The organism is Pseudomonas sp. DCA-1 (genome assembly GCF_046523955.1).
Lineage (GTDB): Bacteria > Pseudomonadota > Gammaproteobacteria > Pseudomonadales > Pseudomonadaceae > Aquipseudomonas > Aquipseudomonas putida_Y.
Genome location: NZ_CP169881.1, coordinates 395,438 through 418,972, shown reverse-complemented (window position 1 = coordinate 418,972; position 23,535 = coordinate 395,438). Strand labels below are relative to the sequence as shown.

General features: G+C 57.0%; 21 protein-coding genes and 1 pseudogene. 11 read left to right on the top strand and 11 right to left on the bottom strand.

All coding sequences use genetic code 11. The annotated features are described in order from the left end of the window. Positions 1–152: 152 nt before the first annotated feature. The 5 genes and pseudogenes from ACE4QZ_RS02180 to ACE4QZ_RS02160 all read right to left on the bottom strand — a co-directional run. Entirely contained in the window at positions 153–1,076 is a 924-nt protein-coding gene (locus ACE4QZ_RS02180) for a hypothetical protein (protein WP_011953102.1), read from the bottom strand. Positions 1,077–1,386: 310 nt separating this feature from the next. Beyond that, positions 1,387–1,620: a hypothetical protein gene (locus tag ACE4QZ_RS02175; RefSeq protein ID WP_156867445.1), complete on the bottom strand. Its 234-nt coding sequence runs from the start codon at positions 1,618–1,620 to the stop codon at positions 1,387–1,389. A 417-nt stretch (positions 1,621–2,037) separates the two neighbouring features. Next, the gene (locus ACE4QZ_RS02170) at positions 2,038–2,292 is read right to left on the bottom strand and encodes an STAS-like domain-containing protein (RefSeq protein WP_128337688.1); all 255 of its coding nucleotides are present in this window, start codon (positions 2,290–2,292) and stop codon (positions 2,038–2,040) included. 174 nt (positions 2,293–2,466) lie between these two features. Then, complete coding sequence (locus ACE4QZ_RS02165; RefSeq protein WP_015268415.1) at positions 2,467–3,486, bottom strand: ATP-binding protein; 1,020 nt, start codon at positions 3,484–3,486, stop codon at positions 2,467–2,469. Between the two features lie 423 nt (positions 3,487–3,909). Then, a pseudogene (locus ACE4QZ_RS02160) lies at positions 3,910–4,245 on the bottom strand (helix-turn-helix transcriptional regulator); the annotation flags it as partial. A gap of 47 nt (positions 4,246–4,292) precedes the next feature. On the opposite strand from ACE4QZ_RS02160, the gene ACE4QZ_RS02155 reads away from it, so the two are divergent. The 7 genes from ACE4QZ_RS02155 to ACE4QZ_RS02125 all read left to right on the top strand — a co-directional run bounded on the left by ACE4QZ_RS02155 (position 4,293) and on the right by ACE4QZ_RS02125 (position 10,394). After that, entirely contained in the window at positions 4,293–4,451 is a 159-nt protein-coding gene (locus ACE4QZ_RS02155; protein ID WP_011953098.1) for a hypothetical protein, read from the top strand. A 43-nt stretch (positions 4,452–4,494) separates the two neighbouring features. Continuing rightward, positions 4,495–7,017, top strand: coding sequence for a heavy metal translocating P-type ATPase (locus tag ACE4QZ_RS02150; RefSeq protein WP_137108948.1), 2,523 nt, complete (start codon positions 4,495–4,497; stop codon positions 7,015–7,017). A gap of 337 nt (positions 7,018–7,354) precedes the next feature. Continuing rightward, positions 7,355–7,555, top strand: coding sequence for a heavy-metal-associated domain-containing protein (locus ACE4QZ_RS02145; RefSeq protein ID WP_004575963.1), 201 nt, complete (start codon positions 7,355–7,357; stop codon positions 7,553–7,555). 265 nt (positions 7,556–7,820) lie between these two features. Further along, complete coding sequence (locus ACE4QZ_RS02140) at positions 7,821–8,843, top strand: cytochrome D1 domain-containing protein (RefSeq protein WP_011953096.1); 1,023 nt, start codon at positions 7,821–7,823, stop codon at positions 8,841–8,843. Between the two features lie 138 nt (positions 8,844–8,981). Continuing rightward, the gene (locus ACE4QZ_RS02135) at positions 8,982–9,437 is read left to right on the top strand and encodes a hypothetical protein (protein ID WP_011953095.1); all 456 of its coding nucleotides are present in this window, start codon (positions 8,982–8,984) and stop codon (positions 9,435–9,437) included. A gap of 25 nt (positions 9,438–9,462) precedes the next feature. Then, on the top strand, positions 9,463–9,738 hold the full coding sequence (locus tag ACE4QZ_RS02130) for a DUF2933 domain-containing protein (RefSeq protein ID WP_011953094.1): 276 nt from the start codon (positions 9,463–9,465) through the stop codon (positions 9,736–9,738). Next, a complete protein-coding gene (locus tag ACE4QZ_RS02125; RefSeq protein ID WP_011953093.1) occupies positions 9,735–10,394 on the top strand; it encodes a methyltransferase family protein in 660 nt (219 codons plus the stop codon). Before ACE4QZ_RS02130 ends, ACE4QZ_RS02125 begins: the two co-directional genes overlap by 4 nt. A gap of 414 nt (positions 10,395–10,808) precedes the next feature. Here ACE4QZ_RS02125 and ACE4QZ_RS02120 read toward each other — a convergent pair whose 3' ends face one another. The 6 genes from ACE4QZ_RS02120 to ACE4QZ_RS02095 form a co-directional block, all read right to left on the bottom strand. Continuing rightward, positions 10,809–11,156, bottom strand: a complete 348-nt coding sequence (locus tag ACE4QZ_RS02120; RefSeq protein WP_011953092.1) for a copper-binding protein — start codon at positions 11,154–11,156, stop codon at positions 10,809–10,811. Next, positions 11,153–14,311, bottom strand: a complete 3,159-nt coding sequence (locus ACE4QZ_RS02115) for an efflux RND transporter permease subunit (RefSeq protein ID WP_197860483.1) — start codon at positions 14,309–14,311, stop codon at positions 11,153–11,155. Before ACE4QZ_RS02115 ends, ACE4QZ_RS02120 begins: the two co-directional genes overlap by 4 nt. After that, positions 14,308–15,774: an efflux RND transporter periplasmic adaptor subunit gene (locus ACE4QZ_RS02110; protein ID WP_011953090.1), complete on the bottom strand. Its 1,467-nt coding sequence runs from the start codon at positions 15,772–15,774 to the stop codon at positions 14,308–14,310. The genes ACE4QZ_RS02115 and ACE4QZ_RS02110 overlap by 4 nt, the downstream gene beginning before the upstream one ends. Continuing rightward, on the bottom strand, positions 15,771–17,024 hold the full coding sequence (locus ACE4QZ_RS02105; protein WP_011953089.1) for a TolC family protein: 1,254 nt from the start codon (positions 17,022–17,024) through the stop codon (positions 15,771–15,773). The genes ACE4QZ_RS02110 and ACE4QZ_RS02105 overlap by 4 nt, the downstream gene beginning before the upstream one ends. 470 nt (positions 17,025–17,494) lie before the next feature. After that, positions 17,495–18,901, bottom strand: coding sequence for a heavy metal sensor histidine kinase (locus tag ACE4QZ_RS02100; protein WP_011953087.1), 1,407 nt, complete (start codon positions 18,899–18,901; stop codon positions 17,495–17,497). Next, complete coding sequence (locus ACE4QZ_RS02095; RefSeq protein ID WP_011953086.1) at positions 18,901–19,578, bottom strand: heavy metal response regulator transcription factor; 678 nt, start codon at positions 19,576–19,578, stop codon at positions 18,901–18,903. The genes ACE4QZ_RS02100 and ACE4QZ_RS02095 overlap by 1 nt, the downstream gene beginning before the upstream one ends. Positions 19,579–19,744: 166 nt before the next feature. On the opposite strand from ACE4QZ_RS02095, the gene ACE4QZ_RS02090 reads away from it, so the two are divergent. The 4 genes from ACE4QZ_RS02090 to ACE4QZ_RS02075 all read left to right on the top strand — a co-directional run bounded on the left by ACE4QZ_RS02090 (position 19,745) and on the right by ACE4QZ_RS02075 (position 23,535). Continuing rightward, entirely contained in the window at positions 19,745–19,951 is a 207-nt protein-coding gene (locus ACE4QZ_RS02090) for a co-regulatory protein PtrA N-terminal domain-containing protein (RefSeq protein ID WP_011953085.1), read from the top strand. Positions 19,952–20,133: 182 nt separating this feature from the next. Further along, positions 20,134–22,092: a copper resistance system multicopper oxidase gene (locus tag ACE4QZ_RS02085; protein ID WP_012269846.1), complete on the top strand. Its 1,959-nt coding sequence runs from the start codon at positions 20,134–20,136 to the stop codon at positions 22,090–22,092. A gap of 14 nt (positions 22,093–22,106) precedes the next feature. Continuing rightward, on the top strand, positions 22,107–22,430 hold the full coding sequence (locus tag ACE4QZ_RS02080; RefSeq protein WP_012269845.1) for a hypothetical protein: 324 nt from the start codon (positions 22,107–22,109) through the stop codon (positions 22,428–22,430). Beyond that, positions 22,420–23,535 carry a copper resistance protein B gene (locus ACE4QZ_RS02075; RefSeq protein WP_011953082.1) on the top strand — a complete coding sequence of 372 codons (1,116 nt, stop codon included), beginning with the start codon at positions 22,420–22,422 and terminating at the stop codon, positions 23,533–23,535. Before ACE4QZ_RS02080 ends, ACE4QZ_RS02075 begins: the two co-directional genes overlap by 11 nt.

The following is a 23,535-nucleotide window of genomic DNA, read 5'->3' as shown; positions in this document are numbered from 1 at the left end:
CAGGTGTTCGACGTCCGGCTGAACGAACCAATGAGGAGCGCGCTGGCCTGGGGAGTGGCCAGGGCGCGTGTCATAGCTACGTTGTAAACCACTTTTTTCACTGTAAACCACTGTGGTTTACAGTGAAAAAAAGTGGTTTACAGCAGGCCTCCTCAGGCCTGAGTCAGCTCCAGCAGATCGCCCAGTTCCTCCCGGGCCATCTTCACTCTATCCATTCTGCGATAAGGATGATCAACCGGCATCCGGATAAGAGATTCGAACCAAGCCGAATCGAATTTGATGACTTCCTTGTGAATGTGCTCAAGCTCACCTCCGCGAGGCTGTGACACTACAAACTCCATGCTTTCAACCAAGCCAGACGCTTCACTGTCTTTGACGATTCGATGGCGGATGAAACTCATTTTGAGATCAAAATATGCCGCCTTCGAACCAGGCACCTTCTTCGATTCCAGCCGACCAGTGCTGCTGATTTCCGCCCCCGGCACCTCAGCGGCAATAGCTTTCACCAGCTCAGCATTTCCACTGACCTTCTGGCCAAACAGGCGGGTGGCGTCCGACATGTAAGCAAAGATCCATGGCACATTGCGAAGCGTCGCGCCGGTATAGAGGTAGCCACGCTCTCCCTTGTAACGCTGCAGCATGCCTCTCAACGCGTTCTCGGAAAGGACCAGTTGGGTCTCTTTCTCCAGGATGTAAACCACGCGATCGAACTGTTCGATCAATAGCTTGAGAATCTTCCGCGGGACGCCGTCAAACCTGGTTTTTCGTTCTGTTTTCTTATGCTGGCGAGGCTTGAAGTACGGGCAATCGTTACGGGCCTCACTATCAAATGGAGCGATGCCGCGAATGCTCTTAGTAGCATGTTTCCCGAATGGGTTCTTCACGTTAGGCGGTAGCTCATACAGCCCAACCAGCTGGACAGGGTTGTCGCATGCCGGGCATACAGCAAACTGAGCTAGCTTGCCCGCACTTCCAGGCTGGTACCACGGATCTCTGCGGAAGGTCTCGGCCTCGAAACCTTCCTTGTCGATGATCTTGCTTTCTGTGTCTTCGATGCGGAGCTTATAGACATCCATCTTTGCTGAAACCGTATCAATAGAGGGTTTCTGGATGGTAACGAGCGAGGATAGGCAGCAGTAGGCCTAACTGACCCTTTTGGTGGTCACCCACTGGTTTGAGGCCAGCCCAAAGCATGCCTGATCGACCTGGGCGGGCCCTAGAAACAACTAACCCCCTGATGCGCAGTACAGGTCTGGGACCTGCCCGAGGCGTGGGGGCTATTCTTGGAGCGACAGTGACACCGGCTCCGGAGAAAATCAATTGGTTTGTAGAGCAGCCGGTCAGCTAAGGTCAAACCCAGATCCTAAAGGGGAGGCCGATAGCAGCTCAGTCAGCATCATCGGCACCTTCTTCATCTTCATCGGTATCCCCAACACTGAGCCAGTCGTGAAGGTTGTACCGCACGAAGTCTTCCGCATCGAGCATGGTAAAGTCTTGTAGCACCGTGACGTCTGCTCCACCGAAGTACAGCCCATCGTTGAGATTTCTGGCCACCCCGAGCACTTCATTCAGCTGGTCGTGCAGCTCATTTGCGCGCCTGGCGTGCTCTCGTTTGGTCAAAAACCGGAACACCACCTCGTAGGGCTCAGGGGTGGTATTACCCGCTTTGCTTCAAGCCGCAGGAGTTGCAGGTCCGTTGCAGCTTGATGGTTTTACTTAAGGAGCCAAGCCAGCTCTCCAATCCGCAGATGCTGTGCACATTTTTTTGCACATATCTCACGCCACGATACCCCAGTAGATTCAGGCTTTTCGCAGCCTTTGCATAGGTGAGTCGCGATGGATTTCTACACATCTCAATGAGGAAACCTAAGCTCCGTTTTCCACGTATTCCTCCGCTACAGAACGCTTTTCTGCGGTGTGTCCCCTGACATTCGCTTTTCAGGGCGAGCTATGGGGGCCACTCAAGACGGCTATCTTTTGCCTGGCACCAATGAAAAGGCCCTCAATATTGAGGGCCTTAAATTCAATGCGGATCCGTCACGCGGGCATTTTTTGCAGCTGTCGAACTCGATCATGGACCACAAATTTAATGATTCCTTTGACATCGTTGGTGCAGTTTTCAAAGGCAAGGCGCGATACCACCTGGCGACCCTCCTTCAGAATCAGCGCCCCGATCAACTCGTCGACGAAGGACTGAGTGACATCGTTCCCAGCGAAATCTATGACAACGCTCTCACCACTGCTGAGCGAGCGTTCGATTTCGGTACGGTAGGGGATCGCTGAAGCTCGCATTCCGTACGTTCGGATAGAACTATCCCTACTTAATCGAATTTGAGTTTGCATGTCGTAACCCCTTGTATTGCATAATCCTTTTTTGCAGCCCGAGAGTTTCAGTTGACGCTGAATCTCCCATTTACCGCTCCTTGCATGATCGACTCTAGCCCTCGAGCTATCAAAAAGCCAGAGCTAGCGGAAATTCAGATCTAGGTCGAGATCGTCGTCAACCTGTCCTGCATCGTCCTTCGGCAGCAAGTCACTGATCGAAATGGTGGGCAGCAGCTCACGGGTACAGCTAAACGCGATCGATACACCATTCCACAGCGCATCATGCAGCTCCTGAGACTGCCGACGCTTTGTGTCATGTATGCCATTGCCGCTCACGATGATCAAACCACCGCCCGCCGCGTCTGCAATTTTTGCGGTAGTTGTTAACCCGATACCTTGGTTCTCGCTACCCAGGATCTGGGCCATCGCACCCCGGTTGCAGCTCACTCGCGGTTTGAGTGCCGCCTCGATCGCGTGCAAATGCGTGCGGTCATGAAGCTCAGGGTGATTCCTCAGTGTCGCGAGAAACCCACACCCATTATCGACGATGGCCATGCGTACAAGGTTCAATTTTGGATAAAACTGACAGGTCAGCCAAACGGCGGCGTCACCACGTCCCTCTCTGCGGGCGTGAGTAAGCGAGTTTTCCAATAGCTCCTTGAGCGAATACTCCAGAGGGCCCCGGTAGGAGTCAAACTCATTCCGTCCCGTGTGCTCGTCGACTGGGGCATCCGGGTCCGATTGAGTCAACCTTCCCGTAATAGCTCTAGCGAGGCGAGAGGCTGCAGCCTCTGCTTGATGGTGTTCGCTGATTTTGGTGATTTCCACCAACGAGGTGCTTCGGTCGTTTCGACGTCCTACCCCCGATAGATCTACACCCTCTACATCAATGTCCTTGAAAAAATCCATCCTGGCCAGGTAGGAGGTCAGGTCTCTGCTCAAAAACTGCATCGAAACTCGCTTCTGGACCAACTGGTTTTCAAACAACGCTCGCAGCGTGGCCATCCCTAACGGATCGATATACGAGAGGTTGCTAGCGTCTAAAACGATGTCACCAGGGCAGTTAATGATTTCTGCGCACACAGAAAACAGGTCATGGGGCGATCTTGAGCCAAGCCCCCAAGGAAGAACGATCGCGTTTTCAATATCGATGGCCTGCATGCAATTCCCTGGCAACGGAGCTAACCCTTTCGGATAGATATAGGGCTCGATAGTAGCCCATTGCCTGCCGGGTAAGCACTCACCTATTTTTTGACGAGTAGTGCCGGCATAGAATTGGCGCGCGGCAGTAGCGGCCTGTGGATGGTGGATCGCGCTCGCCTTGGGCTCAACACGCACGAAGAAAACACGGCCAACGCCCTGCCACGGGTCAGCCATTCAAGCAAAGATGGCCAGATCAAAGCCTTGTGCGAGAGCACTGGAGCAGGTTTGTGAGTCCGCCGAGCAGTTTCATCTCCGACGTCTGCTGTGGGCAAAGGCAAAGCTGGAAGGGGAACAGCGAAGAGTGACCCGATCAGCGCTGTACCGCACCGCATGTATCAGGTCTGGGGCTTGAGCTGTTAGATCGCATAAGGCTACCTTGGCCGGCAACTGGAGAACGAACTGCACCTCGTCTTCCAATGCGTTGGCGTGGAAGTAACTGAGGAAGTACTCGCTTTGACGGAACTGGTCAGAAGCGATCTCCTCCAGGCGTTACAGCCCACTGGGCAGGCCTTCCTGACAGGCCTGGTAGAAGGGGTCGAGCAAGTATAGGCCGTCCAGGCAGGAAAGCATGGACGGCGTTCCCCACCGGGAGCCGGCGTCGTACTCCTCCAGCGGCTTGGGCACTCCCTCGCCGGGGTACAAGGCAGCCAGCGCATTGTCGAAGGGCAACCACTGGTGCAGCAGCAGGATCAGCAACCTCCAGAAATGATCTATGCCATGACGCTACACCACAACAATAATCGACACGCTTACAGGAGCATTGATTGGCGTCACAGCTGTTCAAGGAGATGTTGTCTAGGCTGGACAATACGGCAGCGGCCGATATTTCCCACCCAGCTTGGGAGTTGATCATGATGGAGCCCATCGCCGTGGTACAGATCTGGCAATACCTTTTTGGCGGACTAAAGGCGGTATTGCACTGATCATGCTGGCCATATTTGGCCTGTTTTATGTGGCTCGTGCACTATGGCCACCTGTCACAGGCACTACAGTTATTTAATTTTGTTGCTCTGTCCGCTGACGCAACTCTTCGGGCACAACCATGGCGGGTATTCTCACCAGAAGGGTGAAAACTCGTCCAAACCGGACAACAAAGGGAACTACTTCATGCACACCGAATCGTGCCAGCATGACCATGACCATGACCATGACCACTCGCACCCGTATGAGCAACCGGATGGTAGTCAGCGCGATTTGGTATGCGGTATGACGGTGCCACCGGATAGTCGCTACTTCGAGCTATACGAGGGAAGGACATACCGCTTCTGCAGTGAAAAGTGCCTGACGAAATTCCGCGCAGCGCCTGTGCATTATCTTAGCCCTCCCCAGGACCAAGAACACGCGGGCCATCTCCACTCGGCTGCCCCGCAGCCAAGCAACGCGGCGGACGCCGAATACACTTGCCCGATGCATCCCCAAATCCGCCAGCGTGGGCCGGGCAGTTGCCCAATCTGTGGCATGGCCCTAGAGCCGGTAATACCGGAGCTTGAGGAAGACGAGAACCCGGAACTCAAGGACTTCTCCCGCCGCTTCTGGTGGACCTTGCCCCTGACGGTCATCGTGACCGTGTTGGCCATGACTGCCCACCAACTCCAATTGCTGCATGGTGCCACACAGAATTGGGTGGAGTTGATTCTGGCCACTCCCGTGACACTATGGGCTGGCTGGCCGTTTTTCGTGCGTGGGGTCGCATCGATTCGTAATCGCAGCCCGAATATGTGGACCCTGATAGGTTTGGGAACGGCTGCGGCGTACCTATACAGCGTTGCGGCCACAGTGTTCCCGCAGGTTTTCCCGACGACTTTCATGCAGGATGGCCGCATCGGTGTCTACTTCGAAGCGGCTGCAGTCATCATCTCATTAACGTTGCTCGGCCAAATGCTCGAGCTCAAGGCGCGCTCACAAACCTCCGCCGCCATCAAGTCGCTCCTGGGTCTTGCCCCCAAGACGGCCCGTCGCATCGGGGCCGATGGTCAGGAGGAAGATATTCCGCTCACCCACGTGCATACGGGCGACCACCTGCGCGTTCGCCCTGGCGAGAAGGTGCCGGTCGACGGGGTGGTCCTGGAAGGCGAAAGTGCTATCGATGAATCCATGCTGACAGGCGAGCCCGTGCCAGTGATGAAGAAAGCTGGGGATGCACTCATCGGTGCCACGCTGAATACCCACGGCAGCCTTGTGATGGCGGCGCAGAAGGTCGGCGCCGAGACAGTGCTCTCGCAAATCGTGCAGATGGTCGCGCGGGCTCAGCGCTCGAAAGCCCCGATGCAGCGGATGGCGGACACCGTGGCCGGCTATTTCGTCATGGGGGTGATTCTGGTCGCGCTGGTCACGCTCTTCGGCTGGGGGCTTTTCGGACCGGAGCCTGGCTGGGTCTTCGGCCTGATCAATGCGGTCGCGGTCCTGATCATTGCCTGCCCCTGCGCGCTCGGCCTAGCCACTCCCATGTCGATCATGGTCGCTACCGGGAAGGCTGCCAGCAGTGGCGTGCTCTTCCGAGACGCCAGTGCTATCGAGAACCTCTGCAAGATCGACACGCTGATCGTCGACAAGACCGGGACCCTCACCGAGGGCCGGCCAGTGTTTCATAGCGTGGTCGGTACCGGGCAGTTCATGCCACCCGAAGTCTTGCGCCTTGCCGCCAGCCTGGACCAAGGCAGCGAGCATCCGCTGGCACATGCGATTGTCGATCATGCGCGAGCGCATGGACACAGCTTGTCCAAGCCAGAGGCGTTTGAGTCGGGCTCTGGGATCGGTGTACGTGGCCAGGTGAACGGCAAACGGCTGCAGCTTGGCAACACGACCTTGATGGAAGAGGCTGGCCTCGACACCAGTCCGTTGCGAGACCGCGCCGAGCAGCTGCGTCTGGAAGGCATGAGTATCATGTACTTGGCCGTCGATGGCGTGCTCGCTGGCCTGCTAGCGGTGTCCGATCCGGTCAAACCCACCTCCAAGGAGGCGGTAACCCGGCTACAGGCAGAAGATGTGAAGGTCATCATGGCCACCGGCGACGGCCTGACTACGGCACGTGCGGTCGCGAAACAACTCGGCATCGAGGAAGTCCACGGAGAAGTGAAACCCGAGGACAAGGAGCAACTGGTGGCGCTCCTGCAGGGCGATAAGCGCCGGGTTGCCATGGCAGGAGATGGGATCAACGATGCCCCTGCGCTGGCCCGGGCTGATGTCGGGATCGCCATGGGAACTGGCACCGATGTTGCCATGAACAGCTCCCAGTTGACGCTGGTCAAGGGCGACCTGATGGGCATCCTGCGGGCCAGAACACTATCCGTGGCCACGGTGAAGAACATGCGTCAAAACTTGGGCTTCGCATTCTTCTACAACGCTATGGGCATACCGCTGGCGGCAGGTTTGTTCTACCCGCTTACCGGCCATCTATTGTCACCGATGATTGCGGCATTGGCCATGAGCGTAAGTTCGGCTTCCGTGGTATTCAACGCACTGCGGCTGAAGCGCGTAGTCACAGACTGAAATGGGCACACCGCAACCTATGAGAGGAAGTTCCGCCATCAGCGTTTCAACGCCTGATCCATATGACTGACTGTCTAGGGCTTTGGCCTTAGCGGGTATGTCCGCGAGTTCGGCGCCAATCTGGTCCTGATGGAGGACATCGGGCAACTGCGACGTCCGCCATCTTCTGCCAAGATCGTAAGGGACAATTGTGATGCAGCAGGGGCCGCCGCCAGAGGAGTTGGACAAGATTTCAGGGCGAAGATAAATCCTTTGACCGGGCCTTGACCTTGTCATCGTGTCAAGGTTGAAGCTGTAAATGCGGCGAGAAAAGCCGTACCAGCATGAGAGGCCCGCTATGTTCGTTTTGGAAGTTTCCGGTATGGGATGTGGCAGTTGTGTCAACAAGATCACCAAGGCCATCCAGGCTGCCGATGGCGACGCGAAGGTGATCGTTGATCGTGCTGCCGGTACAGTGAGTGTCCAAAGCAACATCGAGGCGGAACGCGTCGGTGCACTGGTCCAGGCGCTTGGTTACCCAACCAAAGTCAGTCGCTAAGTCTCGTTACCGCTCAGATGGCAAGCCGCCGTGCCATGTTTCATGGCGCGGTTTCTTCATATACAGCCTGATGTCGACTGACTCCGGGTCGGGATAGCCAGCAATACTCCCCAAGAAATGGACGGCCTTCGATCACCCAGTGCCGAGTCAAGCTGTGGACGTTGACGCTGATCAAGAAAATGCTTCGCGATTGGTGTTTATCTTGAGTAAATGTATAGGCCAGCCTGGCTCACATACCCCGGCCCCTCGTTGGAGCTCATTCACAATGATGACTGCCAAGCGGTTTAGTTCTATGGCCTTGGGGATATCCCTGCTCATCCCTCTGGGGCTGGTCATGGCAAACCCTACGGGTAACGTCTACACGGCCAATGAACGGTCCGCTTCCATTAGCCAGGTAAATCTTGCGACAGGTGATGTGAGCACGGTCGCCTTGCCGATCGCACCCCACAACCTACAGGTTTCGCCCGACGGCAGCTTGCTTCTGGTTGTTGGAGTGGCTGGACATGCGGGGCATTCGAGCGGTGAAAAGCCCGGTGGGCAGTTGCTGGTGTTCAGTACCAGCGCGCTGGACAGGCCACCGTTCAGCTTCCCGGCAGGCGATCACCCGGCTCATGTGGTCACCGACGTCACCGGGCTGCGAGCTTTTGTGACCGATTCCGCTGCCAACCAGGTGCGAGTATTTGACCTTGAGCAGCGAATCGAGTTGCCCGGTATTCCAACTGGGCGTTATCCCCATGGGCTGCGCTTGAGCCCTGATGGCCGGACACTCTATATCGCGAACATGAAGAGCGACAGCGTATCGCTTATCGATGTCGTCACACTCAAAGAAACCGCGCAGATTCCCGTGGGCAAAGGCCCTGTCCAGGTCGGCTTTGCCCCTGACGGTCGCCTGGCATTCGTCTCGCTCAGTGCGACAAATCAGCTTGGCATCATCGACACGGCCAGACGCAAGGTGATCAGCAAGGTTGATGTCGGCCGCACGCCAATCCAGATGATGGCCACCGTTGACGGTCGCCAGGTCTATGTCGCGAATCAGGGCAGTGGCCAGAATCCGGACGACCGAGTCTCCATCGTAGATCTCCAGACGCGTAGCAGCCTGGGCACCGTGACCACCGGCAAGGGTGCCCATGGTGTGGCCATCAGCAGCGACGGCGCTTATGTGTTTGTCAGCAATATTGAAGCGGGCACCGTATCTGTCATCGATACGAGCAGCCGAAAGGTCGTTGCTACCCATAAGGTTGGCGCCGGGCCAAACGGGATCAGCTTCGAGCCGCCGAGTGCCCAATAATAGCCCGTCGGTGTACAACCCGAGCACGACGCGAAAAATGAGCATTCACGCCGGCGCAGTAATTTGCTTGTCGTGCCAGGTGAGGCCTAGCGCCCAGACCAAGGCATCCGGCTTTAAAACAGTGCTAAGGAGATGATGATGAACAACGTTCGAAATTTACTGATCGGACTTTGTTTGGCCGCAGCGTCCGTGGGCGCCATGGCGCAAAACACCGATGAACACTCGACACATCACCCGGCCGATGCGCCAAGCGCGGCGGCTACCGAGAAGACGCCTTCTCAGCCAATGGACAAAGGGCAAATGGCGGCGATGGACCAGCAAATGAAGGCCATGCAAGCCATGCACGAAAAGATGGCTGCAGCCAAAACGCCGGAAGCCCGTCAGGCGTTGATGGCCGAGCATATGGCGCTGATGAAAAATGGCATGGCCATGATGAAGTCCATGGAGGGTGGCATGCCTGAAATGGGGGGCATGCATGGCGGCATGGGCGGGGATATGGCCGCCCGCCACCAGATGATGGAAAAGCGCATGGACATGATGGAGTCGATGATGCAGATGATGATGGACCGCATGCCATCTGCTGCATCGAAGTAACCCATCTCCTTTCCCAGGAGTCGCTATGAACCCTCACTTCGATGAAAACGGCTCACCACACAGTTTCTGGCGTTCACGCTATGCAATCGGCCTGGTGGTAATCGGTGGGATCGCCGTCTACTTCCTGCTCACCGAGCACCTTGCCCATGTCGTTGGAGCCCTGCCTTATCTGTTGTTGCTCGCCTGTCCGCTGATGCATGTCTTCATGCATCGAGGACATGGGGGACACCATCACCAGGGCCAGAGCAAACCGGCCCCCTCCGATAAGGCTGATATCCATAAGCCGGGAGATCCATCATGAATCATGGTGAAAGCGCGTATGGCCTCTGGTCGCTGGTTTTCATCAACTCCGCGATCTTCATCATGTTTGCCTTCAGTTTCTTCAAGCCGGCAACGGCGAGAGACTGGAGGAGCTTCGGTGCATTCTCGGCCTTCATCGTTGCCCTGTTTGTGGAAATGTATGGCTTCCCCCTGACGATCTATCTGTTGTCAGGCTGGTTGCAGGCCAGGTTCCCCAACCTCGATCTGCTTTCCCACGAATCCGGCCATCTGTGGTCGACGTTGCTCGGTGACCAGGGCAACCCACACTTCAGTGTTTTGCACATTGCCAGTTACCTATTCCTGGGTTTCGGCTTCTATTTGCTTTCTGCCGCCTGGAACGTGCTATATCACGCGCAACGCCGCCGTTCACTTGCAACGGTCGGGCCCTATGGCTGGATCAGACATCCGCAGTACGTGGCATTTGTGCTGATTCTTCTGGGCTTTCTCCTTCAGTGGCCGACGCTGCTGACGCTGGCAATGTTCCCGGTGTTGCTGGTGATGTACGGGCGTTTGGCGGTTTCCGAAGAGCGGGAAATGCACAAGCAGTTTGGCGCTGCCTACGAAGCTTATACCCGCGTTACGCCTAGGTTCGTTCCGCACCTGCGCGAAAGGTTGGGTGGGGGTCATAGAGGCTGAAGCGTAGGACGAAGGAGCTACATGCCAGGAGGGTTTCAGCGGCAGTGTTTCTAGCGGGAATAGGGTATCCAAAGTCTGTTTGCTCGGATAACACTCTGAGTTGTCGCGGGTTTTCTTGTCGACAAGCTCGGTGGAATCCTTGTTGGCGTTCGGATAACTCAGGCAGTTGGATGACTTTGCGATGCCCTGTCCGCTTTCGACCCATATAGATCGTGATGCACGAAGATCTCTGCTCAAACGTCAGCTACTACTCTGATCTGAATGCATCCCGGCTACAGAGCGCAAAGACCAACTAGCGTCCCGAGGCACAGAGCTGAAGGCGGCGCGGTCAGGAATTGCGGCAGCACTTTTTCCAAAGTTTGGCTAAATGACCCTGCCTATCAGCTCTAATAGGCAGGGTTAGAAGTCAATCCGTCACTGCTTGCGAATGCCTACGATCGTCGCTGTGCCCCCATTCATTCGGAAATCGAAGCTGACCTTGTCGCCTACCTTGAGTCCCTTGAGTTGCTGCTCGGTAGCGCTGAAGCCCATGGTCATTGCCGGCCATTTCAGGGCTGATACTGGTCCATGCGCCAAGGTAACTTTACCTGGTTCCAAAGCTTTGATGGTTCCCTCAGCCGATGCAGTCGGAGCCGCCTGGCTGCCTTGGGTCTCGTTGCCTTCCATGGGCATATTCTTCATATCCGTGCCATACATGTCTTGGGCCTGCACCGCCGCCGCAACGGCGAACACCAGGCCAGCGCTGATCAGTAGCTTCTTCATCGGGTTACTCCTGTTTGGGGGTTATCGTGTACAGCGAGTCCGCGGCGCCTGACGAGCCAGTAAGCCGCAGGGATTACAAATAGTGAGAGCAAAGGCGCGGTGAGCATGCCGCCGACCATGGGTACAGCGATCCGGCTCATGACTTCGCTGCCGGTACCGCTACTCCAGAGGATTGGCATCAAGCCTGCGACGATCACTGCTACGGTCATGGCTTTGGGGCGGATGCGCTGCACGGCCCCTTCGCGGATAGCATCCAGAAGCGCAGGTTGCCCCTGCGTACCGTTGCCGTTTCGTTCAGTCCAGGCATTGTTGAGGTAGATCAGCATGATGACTCCAAACTCTGCTGCGACCCCAGCCAAGGCGATAAAACCGACACCCGTGGCCACCGACAGGTTGTAGCCCATCATGTACAGCAGCCATACGCCGCCGGTTAGCGCAAATGGCAAGGTAGCCATGATCAGCAGCGCTTCACCGAGGCGGCCAAACGTGAGGTAGAGAAGGACGAAAATAATGGCCAGCGTCGCCGGTACTACCCATGCTAAGCGCGCATTGGCGCGCTCCAGGTATTCGAACTGCCCGGAATAGCTCAAGCTTATGCCAGGATCGAGCTTCACCTGCTGATCGACTAGCCGGCGCAGGTCGGCAACGACGGAGGACAGGTCCCGTCTCCGCACGTCGATATACACCCAGCCCGAGGGGCGCGCGTTTTCACTCTTGAGCATGGGTGGACCGTCCGCAATACGCACCCGTGCCACGGTTCCCAGTGTGATTCGCCCCCCTTGGCTGGTGTAAATCGGTAGCTGCCGCAGGGCATCAACAGAGTCACGCCACTCCCGTGGGTACCGAACACTGATGGGATATCGCGCCAGGCCTTCTACGGTTTCGCCGATGTTTTCGCCCCCAACGGCGCCGGCAACAATCGCTTGGACATCAGCAATGTTCAGGCCGTAACGCGCTGCGAATTGGCGGTCGATATCCAGATCGATGTAGCGTCCACCGGTTAATCGCTCGGCGAGGGCGGAAGTCACCCCTGGAACCGTTTTGGCCACCTTCTCGATAGCCAGAGTCACCCGGTCGATCTCATTCAAATTGCTGCCGGCAACCTTTACGCCGATCGGGCTTTTGATACCGGTTGCGAGCATGTCGATACGGTTTCGAATCGGTGGGATCCAGATATTGGTTAGCCCAGGTACCTGCACGGTACGGTCCAGCTCTTCGATCAGCTTCTCAGTGGTCATCCCTGCTCGCCACTGATCCTTCGGTTCAAGTCGGACAGTCGTCTCGAACATCTCCAGCGGGGCCGGGTCGGTCGCTGATTCAGCCCGGCCCGCTTTACCGAAGACACTGGCGACCTCCGGTACCGTTCGGATCAGCCGGTCCGTACGTTGCAAAAGCTCAGAGGCTTTCTGCGCCGAAAGACCTGGCAGGGCAGTCGGCATGTACAGCAAATCGCCTTCATCCAGTGGCGGCAAGAATTCGCCGCCGAGCTGGCTCAGGGGCCAGACACTGCTGAGCAAAATCAACAGTGCACCCGCCAACGTGAGCTTTGGCCGGCGTAGAACGATCTCCAATGCTGGGCGATAGAGCCGTATCAGGGTTCGATTGAGTGGGTTGCGCTCTTCTGCCGGTAAACGACCCCGAATCCAGTACCCCATCAGCACGGGTACCAGGGTAACCGAAAGGCCCGCTGCTGCTGCCATTGCATAAGTCTTGGTGAATGCGAGGGGCGCAAACAGCCTTCCCTCCTGAGCCTGCAAGGTGAATACCGGTATGAAGGACAGCGTAATGATCATGAGGCTGAAGAACAGCGCAGGCCCGACCTCGACTGCTGCCTCAGTCATCACTTTCCAATGATCTTCGCCACGCAACGACTTTCCAGGGTGCCACGTATGCCAAGCCTCAACCCGTTTGTGCGCGTTCTCAATCATCACCACAGCGGCGTCCACCATCGCACCGATTGCAATGGCTATGCCCCCAAGCGACATGATGTTGGCGTTGATGCCCTGGTGGCGCATGACGATCAGGGCAATGAGGACACCAACCGGAAGCGAGACGATGGCGACCAACGATGAGCGCAGATGCCAAAGAAATGCAGCGCACACCAGTGCGACCACGATGAACTCTTCAATCAGCTTCTGGCTCAGATTTTCCACAGCACGATCGATCAACTGGCTACGGTCGTAGGTAGTGACCAGCTCGACCCCGGCAGGCAGGCTTTTTTCCAGCGATTCAAGCTTGGATTTGACGTGAGCGATGGCATCTTTCGCATTCTTGCCACTGCGCAGAATTACTACGCCGCCCACCGCTTCGCCCTGTCCATCAAGCTCGCCGATGCCGCGACGTGCCTCAGGGCCCAGCTGTACAGTGGCTACATCGCCCAGTGTTACGGGTATACCCTTCGCAGCCAGGCGCAGGGGAATGGCTCGGAAATCATCGAGTGACTTCAGATAGCCGGAAGCCCTTACCATGAACTCAGCTTCGCCTTGTTCGAGCACGCCGCCACCGGTTTCCTGATTGGCCTTGGCGATGGCGTCCGAAACCTCAACTTGAGTGATTCCCAAGCTGGCCATGCGCAGCGGATCGAGCACTACCTGGTACTGCTTGACCATCCCGCCTATCGTCGCCACTTCGGCAACGTCCGGAAGAGTTTTCAACTCGAAGCGCAGGAACCAGTCCTGAAGGCTGCGCAGCTGTGCCAGGTCATGGGTACCACTGCGGTCCACCAGCGCATACTGGTAGATCCAGCCTACACCAGTGGCATCGGGTCCGAGCACTGGCTTAGCGGACGCCGGTAATCGAGACTGAACCTGGCTTAGGTATTCGAGCACCCTGGACCGCGCCCAATAGAGATCTGTGCCGTCCTCAAACAACACATATACGAAGCTGTCTCCAAATGCTGAAAAGCCCCGCACTGTCTTGGCTCCGGGTACGGAAAGCATTGTGGTGGTCAGGGGATATGTCACCTGATTTTCCACGATCTGCGGTGCCTGCCCTGGGTAGGAGGTGCGGATAATCACCTGCACATCTGACAGGTCAGGCAACGCGTCGATCGGCAAACTGCGCAGAGAGAAAACGCCCCAAGCTACGGCAAACAGTGTTGCCAGCAGGACCAGGACGCGGTTGCCAACCGACCAACGAATCAGGTTCGCGATCATGGCTGGTTCTCCTGCTGGGTTATTTGCTCGATGACCATGCCTTCATCGCGCTCGCGCACTCCAAACCGGATGCGTTCGCCAACCTTGAGTCCGGCAATCAAGCGGGGATCTGCCACAGGGAAAGTCATCGTCATACCAGGCATGCCCAGCGTCACGAACGGTCCATGAGCGATGGTCAGCTGATTACCTTCTATTTGAACGATGCGCCCATTGGCCTGATGTAGAGCCGGCTGTACAGGTTGCGCAAGTGGAGCATCGCCAGCAGTAACGGCCTCGATACCTTTCAAGCTCGCTTCGGAGTCCAGCAGAAACTGCCCGGACGCCACAACGCGCTGGCCCGCCTGAAGGCCTCGCAGCACGACCACCTGGCCAGCACTTTCCTGGCCGAGCACTACTTCCACCGGCCGGAATCGACCTCCGTCTTCTGACACCATTACGAGATCGCGTTTCCCCGTCCGAATGATCGCCTCGGCTGGCACCAGTAGGCTGTCATCCTGTTGCCCGGACGGATGGAGGGAAACCTGCGCGGTCATGCCTGGGCGCAACCGGCCGCCGGGGTTGGGCAGTTCTATACGAAGCCGCAAGGTGCGGCTTTGCAGATCCGCATCAGCCAGCAATGCGGTCAGCTTGCCGGGAACAGGTTCGCCTGGGAACGCTGCCAGATTCGCCTGCACTGCCTGTCCTTCCTGTAGGCCTTGGGCTTGCGCTTCAGGTACTGCGGCCTCAAGCCAGACGTTCGCGATACCATTGATCTTCGCCAACGTTGCACCCGGTGTCATTGTCATGCCTGGCCGCAATTCCAGAGCCTGAAGGACGCCTGCTGTTGGGGCCAAGAGCGTTACCGAATTCTGGACCCTTCCCGTACGGTCAATCCGGTTGATAAGATCGGCAGGCATACCCGCCAGCAGTAGTCGTTGCCGAGCTGCAGCGCGCAATTCATTGTCCCCAGATCGCTGAAGCGCCAGGTACTCTTCCTGCAAGCCCGCCCATTCAGGCGTCAACACATCTGCCAATGGGGCGCCCTTGGCAACCACGTCGCCTGTAGCGCGGCCATAGGTGCGTTCGACGTAGCCACCGGTACGAGCCTGCAGAACGCTAAAATCCCGCTCATCGAAGGTAAGCACGCCGCTCACCTGGAGGGTTCGAGCAAGCTGCCCTTTCGCTACGGTAGCCAGACGGACCCCCAGGTTTTGTTGGAGCCCCTGTGAAACTTGAACTGCGGGGCTCACCTCAGCAGCGGTGCTTTCCTGGTACTTCGGCACCAGTGGCATGTCCATGAAGGGCGACTTGCCCGGTGCTGGAAAGTGCTGCTGGGGGTACATCGGGTCATACCAATACAGCACCTTCTGTAGCGTTTCAGGGGAGGCAGTGGACACCTGCCCACGCTTTGCTAGCTGATAGCCAACGCCACCGCCGATAGCCAACGCGGCCAATACCACAAGGCTGATAGTTGAATTTCTCATGCGCGCACCTCTCCATACGCGAAGTGCAGCCGTGCAGCTGTCGCGGCCAACTGTCCTTGCAGATCGATGTCTTGCAGTCGTGTTTCAACCCGCTGACGTCGAGCGGTGAGAACCTCACTTAAGGGTGATTTACCGGCTCGATAGTCAGCAAGGGCGAGGCGGACTCGATCCTCCGCTAGCGGTAACAATGTTTCACGGCTGCGCTGCACTGCTCGCTGCAATCGCTGGTAATCCGCAAGATCTGTCTCCAGCTGCGCTTTATGCTCACGCAATGCCGCTTCCTGTTCGTCCTCCAGTTGCCGGACTTGTGCGCGACGTGCCGCGATCATCGGGTCCTGCCGTGAGCCAGCGAACAAGGGCAGTTGGAAACTTACCTGCAGGCTCACCATATTGCTGAATTCAGGCCCGCGCCGCTGGTAATCCACCTGCCACCCCCAGTCCGACTTCTTTTCTGCCAAGGCTTGGTGCACTTGAGCTTGTGCTTCCCGCGTAAGGGCGTTGTAGGTCGCCAATTCTGGATGTGCATGTATAGCGTGTAGATAGTCCGGCGCGCTCACTGGCCAGCGCGGAAATGCTTGAGCTTGCGGATCAGCATCCTCTCCAATCCATCGCTTGAGTGCAGCCCGTGCCTGAGCGGCCTGTGTGAGCAGAACATCTTTTTGCTCATCGAGTTGCGCAGCTTCCTGGTCAGGAGCAAGTGCGTCGGCCGTCGCGCCGGTACCGCCGGCCAGGCGTGCGCGGATTGCTGCGGCCAACAGACGGTTTTCTTTGTAGAAGTCCTCAAACTGCTGCAGTTTCCGTTGAACGGTGTACGCCGCGACCCAAGCTTGGGCTGTGGCAGCACGCACTTTTAAGCGCTCGAACACCGCCTCTGCATCGGCTCGCTCAACGCTCGCTCGTGCCGTCTCAACTCGTGCCTCCCGCTTGTCCCGGTTTGGTACTTCCTGGGAGAGGCCGACAACCTGCATCGTCATGAAATCGCGGTTCATGCTCCAACGATCACTGCCGTCAACAGGAAGGTTCTGCACTCCTAGGTTGAGACGTGGATCAGGCAGCTCGCCTGCTGGGATCACAGCGTGTCGAGCGGCCGTCATTTGCTCTTGCCTGGCCTGGAGGATGGGGGCATTGCGTTCGGCAAGTTGAAGCGCTTCCTCCAGAGACAACGGTGTAGCCTGAGCCGGTAACGTCGACAACAGGCTGATCAGAGCGGCCAGACATGCCATCCCTAATCGGTAACGTGGGGGAGTCATGGAAATGATTCCTCAAAAAATCAGCGCGCAAGCGCATGCCATCATCCGGCTGCAAAACAGGACGATGGGGTGAATTTAAGAGGTAATCAGGCGCGGGGTGGCCGCCAAGGGTCAGGAGGCGCCCTGTTTACGAGGCTCACCGCATAGGTATCTACTGGCCTAGGCGCAGAATAGGTGAGCGTGGGGTTAATTATTTCGACCTGAACTGTGCTCGCGGTTCTACACTCCTGGCCCACTTTGCAGGCTTTGGAGTGGTCGGCAGCTGATCCTGGATCAGTATCCTGGCAACAATCGTGATCCATCCCCGCCATCATCTCCATCCCCATGGTTTGCATGGGGCATGGTTCAATGGCTGAGTCGACTCCCGCCATGCCGTTGAGAGGAAGCGATGCGATTAGAAGCAGGATGGTGAACAGTCGTAGGAGCCGGTTCATGATGGCCGAGTATAGGTTACACGCATGAAATGAGCATTAAGCCGTTTGAGGCTTGGAAGTGGATTGTTTGGCGTGCGGCAGAGCGATGTGAAAACTCGTCACGCCGTCAGCGGAGGTACACCAAATTCGCCCACCATGAGCCTCGATGATCGAACGCGTTATGGCCAGACCCAAGCCGGCGTTGCTTGGGCTTCCTTCCCGCCTTGCAGGATCAGCGCGATAGAACCGGTCGAAGATTTTGTTGATATGTTCCGGATCAATCGTGGCCCCATTGTTCTGGACGGACAGGTTCACTTGATCAGCCGCCTCGACAATCCGGACGGCGATATCGTGGCCTTCGGGGGTATAGCGCAAAGCGTTGGATAGAATGTTGGAAACCGCCCGGTCAATCATTAGCCGGTCACCACGGATCGTACCTTCGCCTTGAAGGGCAAGCCGAATGCTTCGGTCTTCGGCTGCAAGCTGGTAGTACTCAATCAGTCTGGACACTAGCCCGACCAGATCGATATCAACCTGCTCGGGGATGATCAAGCCGTTATCAGCTTTTGCCAGGAACAGCATGTCATCGATCATGCGCGACATGCGCTTGAGGTCTTCAAGATTGGAGTAGAGGTTGTCTTCGTAGGCATCGAGGTCGCGTTTTTTGGTCAGAACGACTTCGGTATGCGTCAGAAGATTACTTACCGGAGTCCGCAGCTCATGTGCGATGTCGGCTGAGAAGTTTGATAGCCGGACGAACGCGTCTTCCAGGCGTGCAAGCATTCCGTTGAAGGAGAGGATCAGCTCCTGCAATTCAAGCGGCACGGGCTCCAATGGAATTCGCTCGCGAAGGGACCGGGCAGACATGGATGTCGCCACCTTGGTGATCTGCCCAACCGGCCGAAGACCGCTCTTGGCCACGATCCACCCCAATCCTGCACTAACCAGAGCGCTGATGACCAAGCCAATGCCGAACCACCATTGCAGCGTCTTGAAAAAGTGGGCATGGCTGGTGACATCCAGCATCAACATGACTGTTACCGGCGCCTGCGCCTGCGCTATAGCCAGTTGAGAGGTAATCCCCCGGAAGTTCCGCGAGTCGATTTGCCAGTCCCAAACGGCGCCAGAAGAGGCCTGCTTAAAGCGCTCAGGGATGCGGGATGCCTTGGAGTCCGAGAACAGGACAGTACCGTCAGCATCAAGAATCTCCGCAGAAAGGTCCTGATGAGCCCCCAACAAAGCACGCAGTTGAGGCTCCTGATCCTCAAGTTCATCACGTGCTGCTGAAAGTGAAAGGATGTGCCGGGTGGATTCGAGTTTCTCGGCCAGGGCTTGCTCATCCAGCATCTGGAAATGGTGCTGACTGAGCATGTAGAAGCTCACGCCGGCAACGACCAATACGGCGATGACCGCGAACATGAACATGAGGGTAAGGCGTTTAACGAGCGACGATTGGGCGCGCATTACTCGGGAACATCCATCAGATAGCCCATGCCACGAACTGTATGTATGAGCTTGGGGGCGAAATCGTCATCAATCTTGGCCCGCAACCTACGAACAGCAACCTCGATCACGTTAGTGTCGCTGTCGAAGTTCATATCCCACACCTGCGATGCGATCAGGGACTTCGGCAGTACCTCGCCGCGTCGGCGCATGAGTAGTTCCAGTAAGGAGAACTCCTTGGCTGTGAGGTCGATCCGCTTGCCATTTCGGGTGGCCCGGCGCTTAAGCAGGTCTACCTCCAGGTCAGCCATCTTCATAGTGGTCTGAGCATAGCCACTGCTGCCTCTTCGCAGCAAAGTGCGCACACGCGCTAGCAGTTCCGAGAATGCAAAGGGTTTGACCAGGTAATCGTCAGCCCCGAGTTCTAACCCTTTCACGCGATCGTCCACGCCATCACGGGCCGTCAAAAACAAGACTGGGACCTCTTTCCCTGCCGCACGTACCATCCGCAGCACCTCCCAGCCGTCTAGCCCCGGCATCATTACATCAAGAATCAGCAGGTCATACGCCTCGCTCAAAGCGTATTGCAGCGCGTCGGTCCCTGTGACCACACGATCGACGGTAAAGCCTGCCTCCGTCAGCCCTTGCTGCAGGTAGGCCCCGATTTTTGGCTCATCTTCGGCTACGAGTAATTTCATCTGCTGCGCCCCCTTGGATGCCCTTCAGTGTGCAGCAAAAAAGGCACCCAACCAGAAGCTGACGGAAAAGTAATGTCGGGCTCAGCTTGCTGACAGTGCCGGGTAGCTAGCTTGAGCACTGTGAACGGCGCCAATCAGGCGAAACTGACCCTTAGAGGAAACGCAAATGAACATGATCAAAGCGATTGTGATGGTAGTCACCTTCGGCATGGCGAGCCTCGCCCTGGCTGAAGGCGGCGCGGATCGCACCTTCGCCAGGATGGAAGCTGCACGTGCATCTTCCATGCAGGCTTACCAGGTTGCTCAGGAGAAAAAAGCAGAGGCTCCTGTTACCGCCCAAAGCCAAAAGCACCCCGGCCACGAGAGCTGCTGAGCTTAGCTTACAGAAATGTAATCACCCCGGAATCTGAACTATGTCAGCTTTCGGGGTATTGCCTCCCGCAATCCTTGTGCTTTGGCGAAAGTCTACGAGGCTTGGGGGAGCTCAATTGAAACCAGATGGCTGCGGATCCCGCAGTCTGGATATCAGCGATCTACCTGATTGGACGCAACGGCATGCAAAGCAAAACCACGAGACGTTCATTCGTCAAAGGCCTGGCTGCTACCGGACTACTGGGTGGGCTGGGCATGTGGCGCGCGCCGGTCTGGGCCGTAACCAGCCCTGGCCAGCCTAACGTACTGACCGGCACCGATTTTGACCTGTACATCGGGGAGCTCCCGGTGAACATTACCGGGGCAGCTCGAACGGCGATGGCCATCAACGGTTCGCTGCCAGGACCAATACTCCGTTGGCGCGAAGGCGACACGGTCACGCTACGGGTTCGCAACCGCTTGAAGCAGGACACGTCCATCCACTGGCACGGCATCATCCTGCCGGCGAATATGGACGGCGTGCCGGGTCTAAGCTTCCATGGCATCGCTCCCGACGGCATGTACGAGTACAAGTTCAAGGTCCACCAGAACGGCACCTACTGGTACCACAGCCATTCGGGCTTCCAGGAGCAGGTCGGTGTTTACGGTGCGCTGGTGATTGATGCCAAGGATCCAGAGCCTTTCACCTACGATCGTGACTATGTCGTCATGCTGAGTGATTGGACCGACGAAGACCCGGCGCGGGTTATGTCCAAGCTCAAAAAACAGTCGGACTATTACAACTTCCACAAGCGCACCGTTGGCGACTTCGTCGACGACGTGAGCGAGAAAGGTTGGTCTGCTGCTGTGGCCGATCGAAAGATGTGGGCCGAGATGAAGATGAGCCCAACCGATCTCGCTGACGTGAGCGGGCACACCTACACCTACCTCATGAACGGCCAGGCGCCAAATGGGAACTGGACGGGAATCTTCAAGCCAGGGGAGAAAATCCGGCTTCGCTTTATCAATGGCTCGGCGATGACCTATTTCGACGTGCGGATCCCCGGCTTGAAAATGACGGTTGTCGCAGCCGACGGTCAGTACGTTAAGCCAGTGTCGATCGATGAATTCCGGATTGCCGTTGCTGAAACCTACGATGTCATTGTCGAGCCTGAAAACGAGCAGGCTTACACCATCTTTGCTCAATCCATGGATCGCACCGGCTATTCAAGGGGTACCTTGGCTGTCCGTGAGGGCCTGCAGGCACCGGTGCCGGCTGTAGATCCAAGGCCTCTCATCTCCATGAGTGATATGGGGATGGACCACGGCAGCATGGGTGGCATGGATCACGGCAGCATGGCCGGTATGGACCACAGCAAGATGGCTGGCATGGACCACGGCAGCATGGCCGGTATGGACCATAGCAAGATGGCTGGCATGGACCACGGCAGCATGGCCGGTATGGACCATAGCAAGATGGCTGGCATGGACCACGGCAGCATGGCCGGTATGGACCATAGCAAGATGGCTGGCATGGACCACGGCAGCATGGCCGGTATGGACCATAGCAAGATGGCTGGCATGGACCACGGCAACATGACCGGTATGGACCAAAGCAATATGGCCGCCAGCGGTGCCATGCAGAACCATCCCGCCTCCGAAACAAACAACCCTCTGGTCGATATGCAGACCATGACCCCTACGCCAAAGCTGAGCGATCCGGGGATCGGGCTTCGCGATAACGGGCGTCGGGTTCTCACGTATTCGGATTTGCGTAGCACCTTCATCGACCCTGACGGCCGGGAACCTGGCCGGACAATCGAACTGCACCTTACCGGGCATATGGAAAAGTTCGCTTGGTCCTTCGATGGGATCAAGTTTTCTGACGCAGAGCCGCTGCGGCTCAAGTACGGCGAGCGCCTGCGTATTACCTTGGTCAACGACACCATGATGACTCACCCCATCCATCTGCACGGCATGTGGAGTGACCTGGAGGATGAGGACGGCAATTTCATGGTGCGAAAACACACGATCGATATGCCGCCTGGCTCGAAACGAAGCTATCGCGTAACCGCAGATGCACTCGGGCGCTGGGCCTATCACTGTCACCTCATGTACCACATGGAGATGGGCATGTTCCGAGAAGTCCGCGTGGACGAATGAACTGGAGATACGAGATGAGCAAACCAATGAAACGAAGCGCCTTTTTCCTCTCTGCCGCGATGGTTGGCCTGCTCGCGGTGTACGCCCCGTCTTCCTGGTCCAGTGACAACCATGATCAGCACTCTCAAAAGTCGTCCAACGCGGCGCAATCGAACGGCTCGAAGAGCAAGCAAGCCCAGGGCATGAACCATGAAGGCATGGATCACGGCTCCATGAAAGGCATGGATCATGGCTCTATGGAGGGCATGGATCATGGTTCCATGGAAGGAATGGATCACAGCAAAATGATGGAATCGCATGGCAGCGACAAAGCTAAGGCAGGGAAAAATGGCCAATAGCGTTGCACGACCATCGCTGCTGGCATTCGCCGTTTCTTTAGGTGTGCTGGGCGTTTCGCCCAGCTTCGCCGCTGAAATGGATCATTCCGGAATGGACCACTCGGCAATGGGCCACGGTGCCATGCAGATGGACCACGCCTCATCACAGGCTGCGATGCCGGGCATGGACCACAGCCAGATGGGCGCGAGCAAGCAACCCACGCAACCTGCACCCGTTGATCACAGCAAAATGGGCCATGGCCAGCCCAAAGCGAAACCCGCCTCGATGGACCACAGCAAGATGGACCATGGAAGCATGAAAGGCATGGATCACGGGTCCATGGAAGGCATGGATCATGGCGCGATGGGTCATTCCACGATGGGAAACGGGAACGCTGATTCGCCGACCCCGACCAGCCGTACGCCAATCCCGGTGCTGACTGATGCCGACCGGCAGGCTGCCTTCCCCCCGCTTGACGGGCACAAAATGGATGACAGCGGGTTCAACAGCTTTTTCTTGCTAGACCAACTGGAATACCAAGATGCCGATGAAGGTAGCACGCTTGCTTGGGATGCATCCGGCTGGGTGGGCGGCGATATCAATAGGCTCTGGATTCGCTCGGAAGGTGAACGAACCAATGGTGTGACTGAAGATGCTGAGCTGCAGCTCCTCTATGGCCGCTCGGTAAGCCCGTGGTGGGATGTTGTCGCCGGCGTCCGGCAGGATTTCAAACCGGAGGATCCGCAGACCTGGGCTGCGTTCGGTATTCAGGGCCTGGCCCTGTATGACTTCGAAGCTGAAGCCACCGCCTTTATCGGCGAGAACGGTCAAACCGCTGCCCGTCTGGAGGGCGAGTACGACATCTTGCTAACCAATCGTTTAATTCTTCAGCCAACCGCTGAGGCCAACTTTTATGGCAAGAACGACCCGGAACGCGGCGTCGGCTCTGGCCTGGCAAACACCGAAGTCGGGCTGCGGTTACGGTACGAGATTGTTCGCCAGTTCGCGCCATACATAGGTGTCACCTGGAGCCGTTCCTACGGCAAAACCGCCGATTTCATTCGGGATGAAGGCGGGGACGTGGACGAAGCTCGTTTTGTGGCCGGTATTCGGATGTGGTTTTGA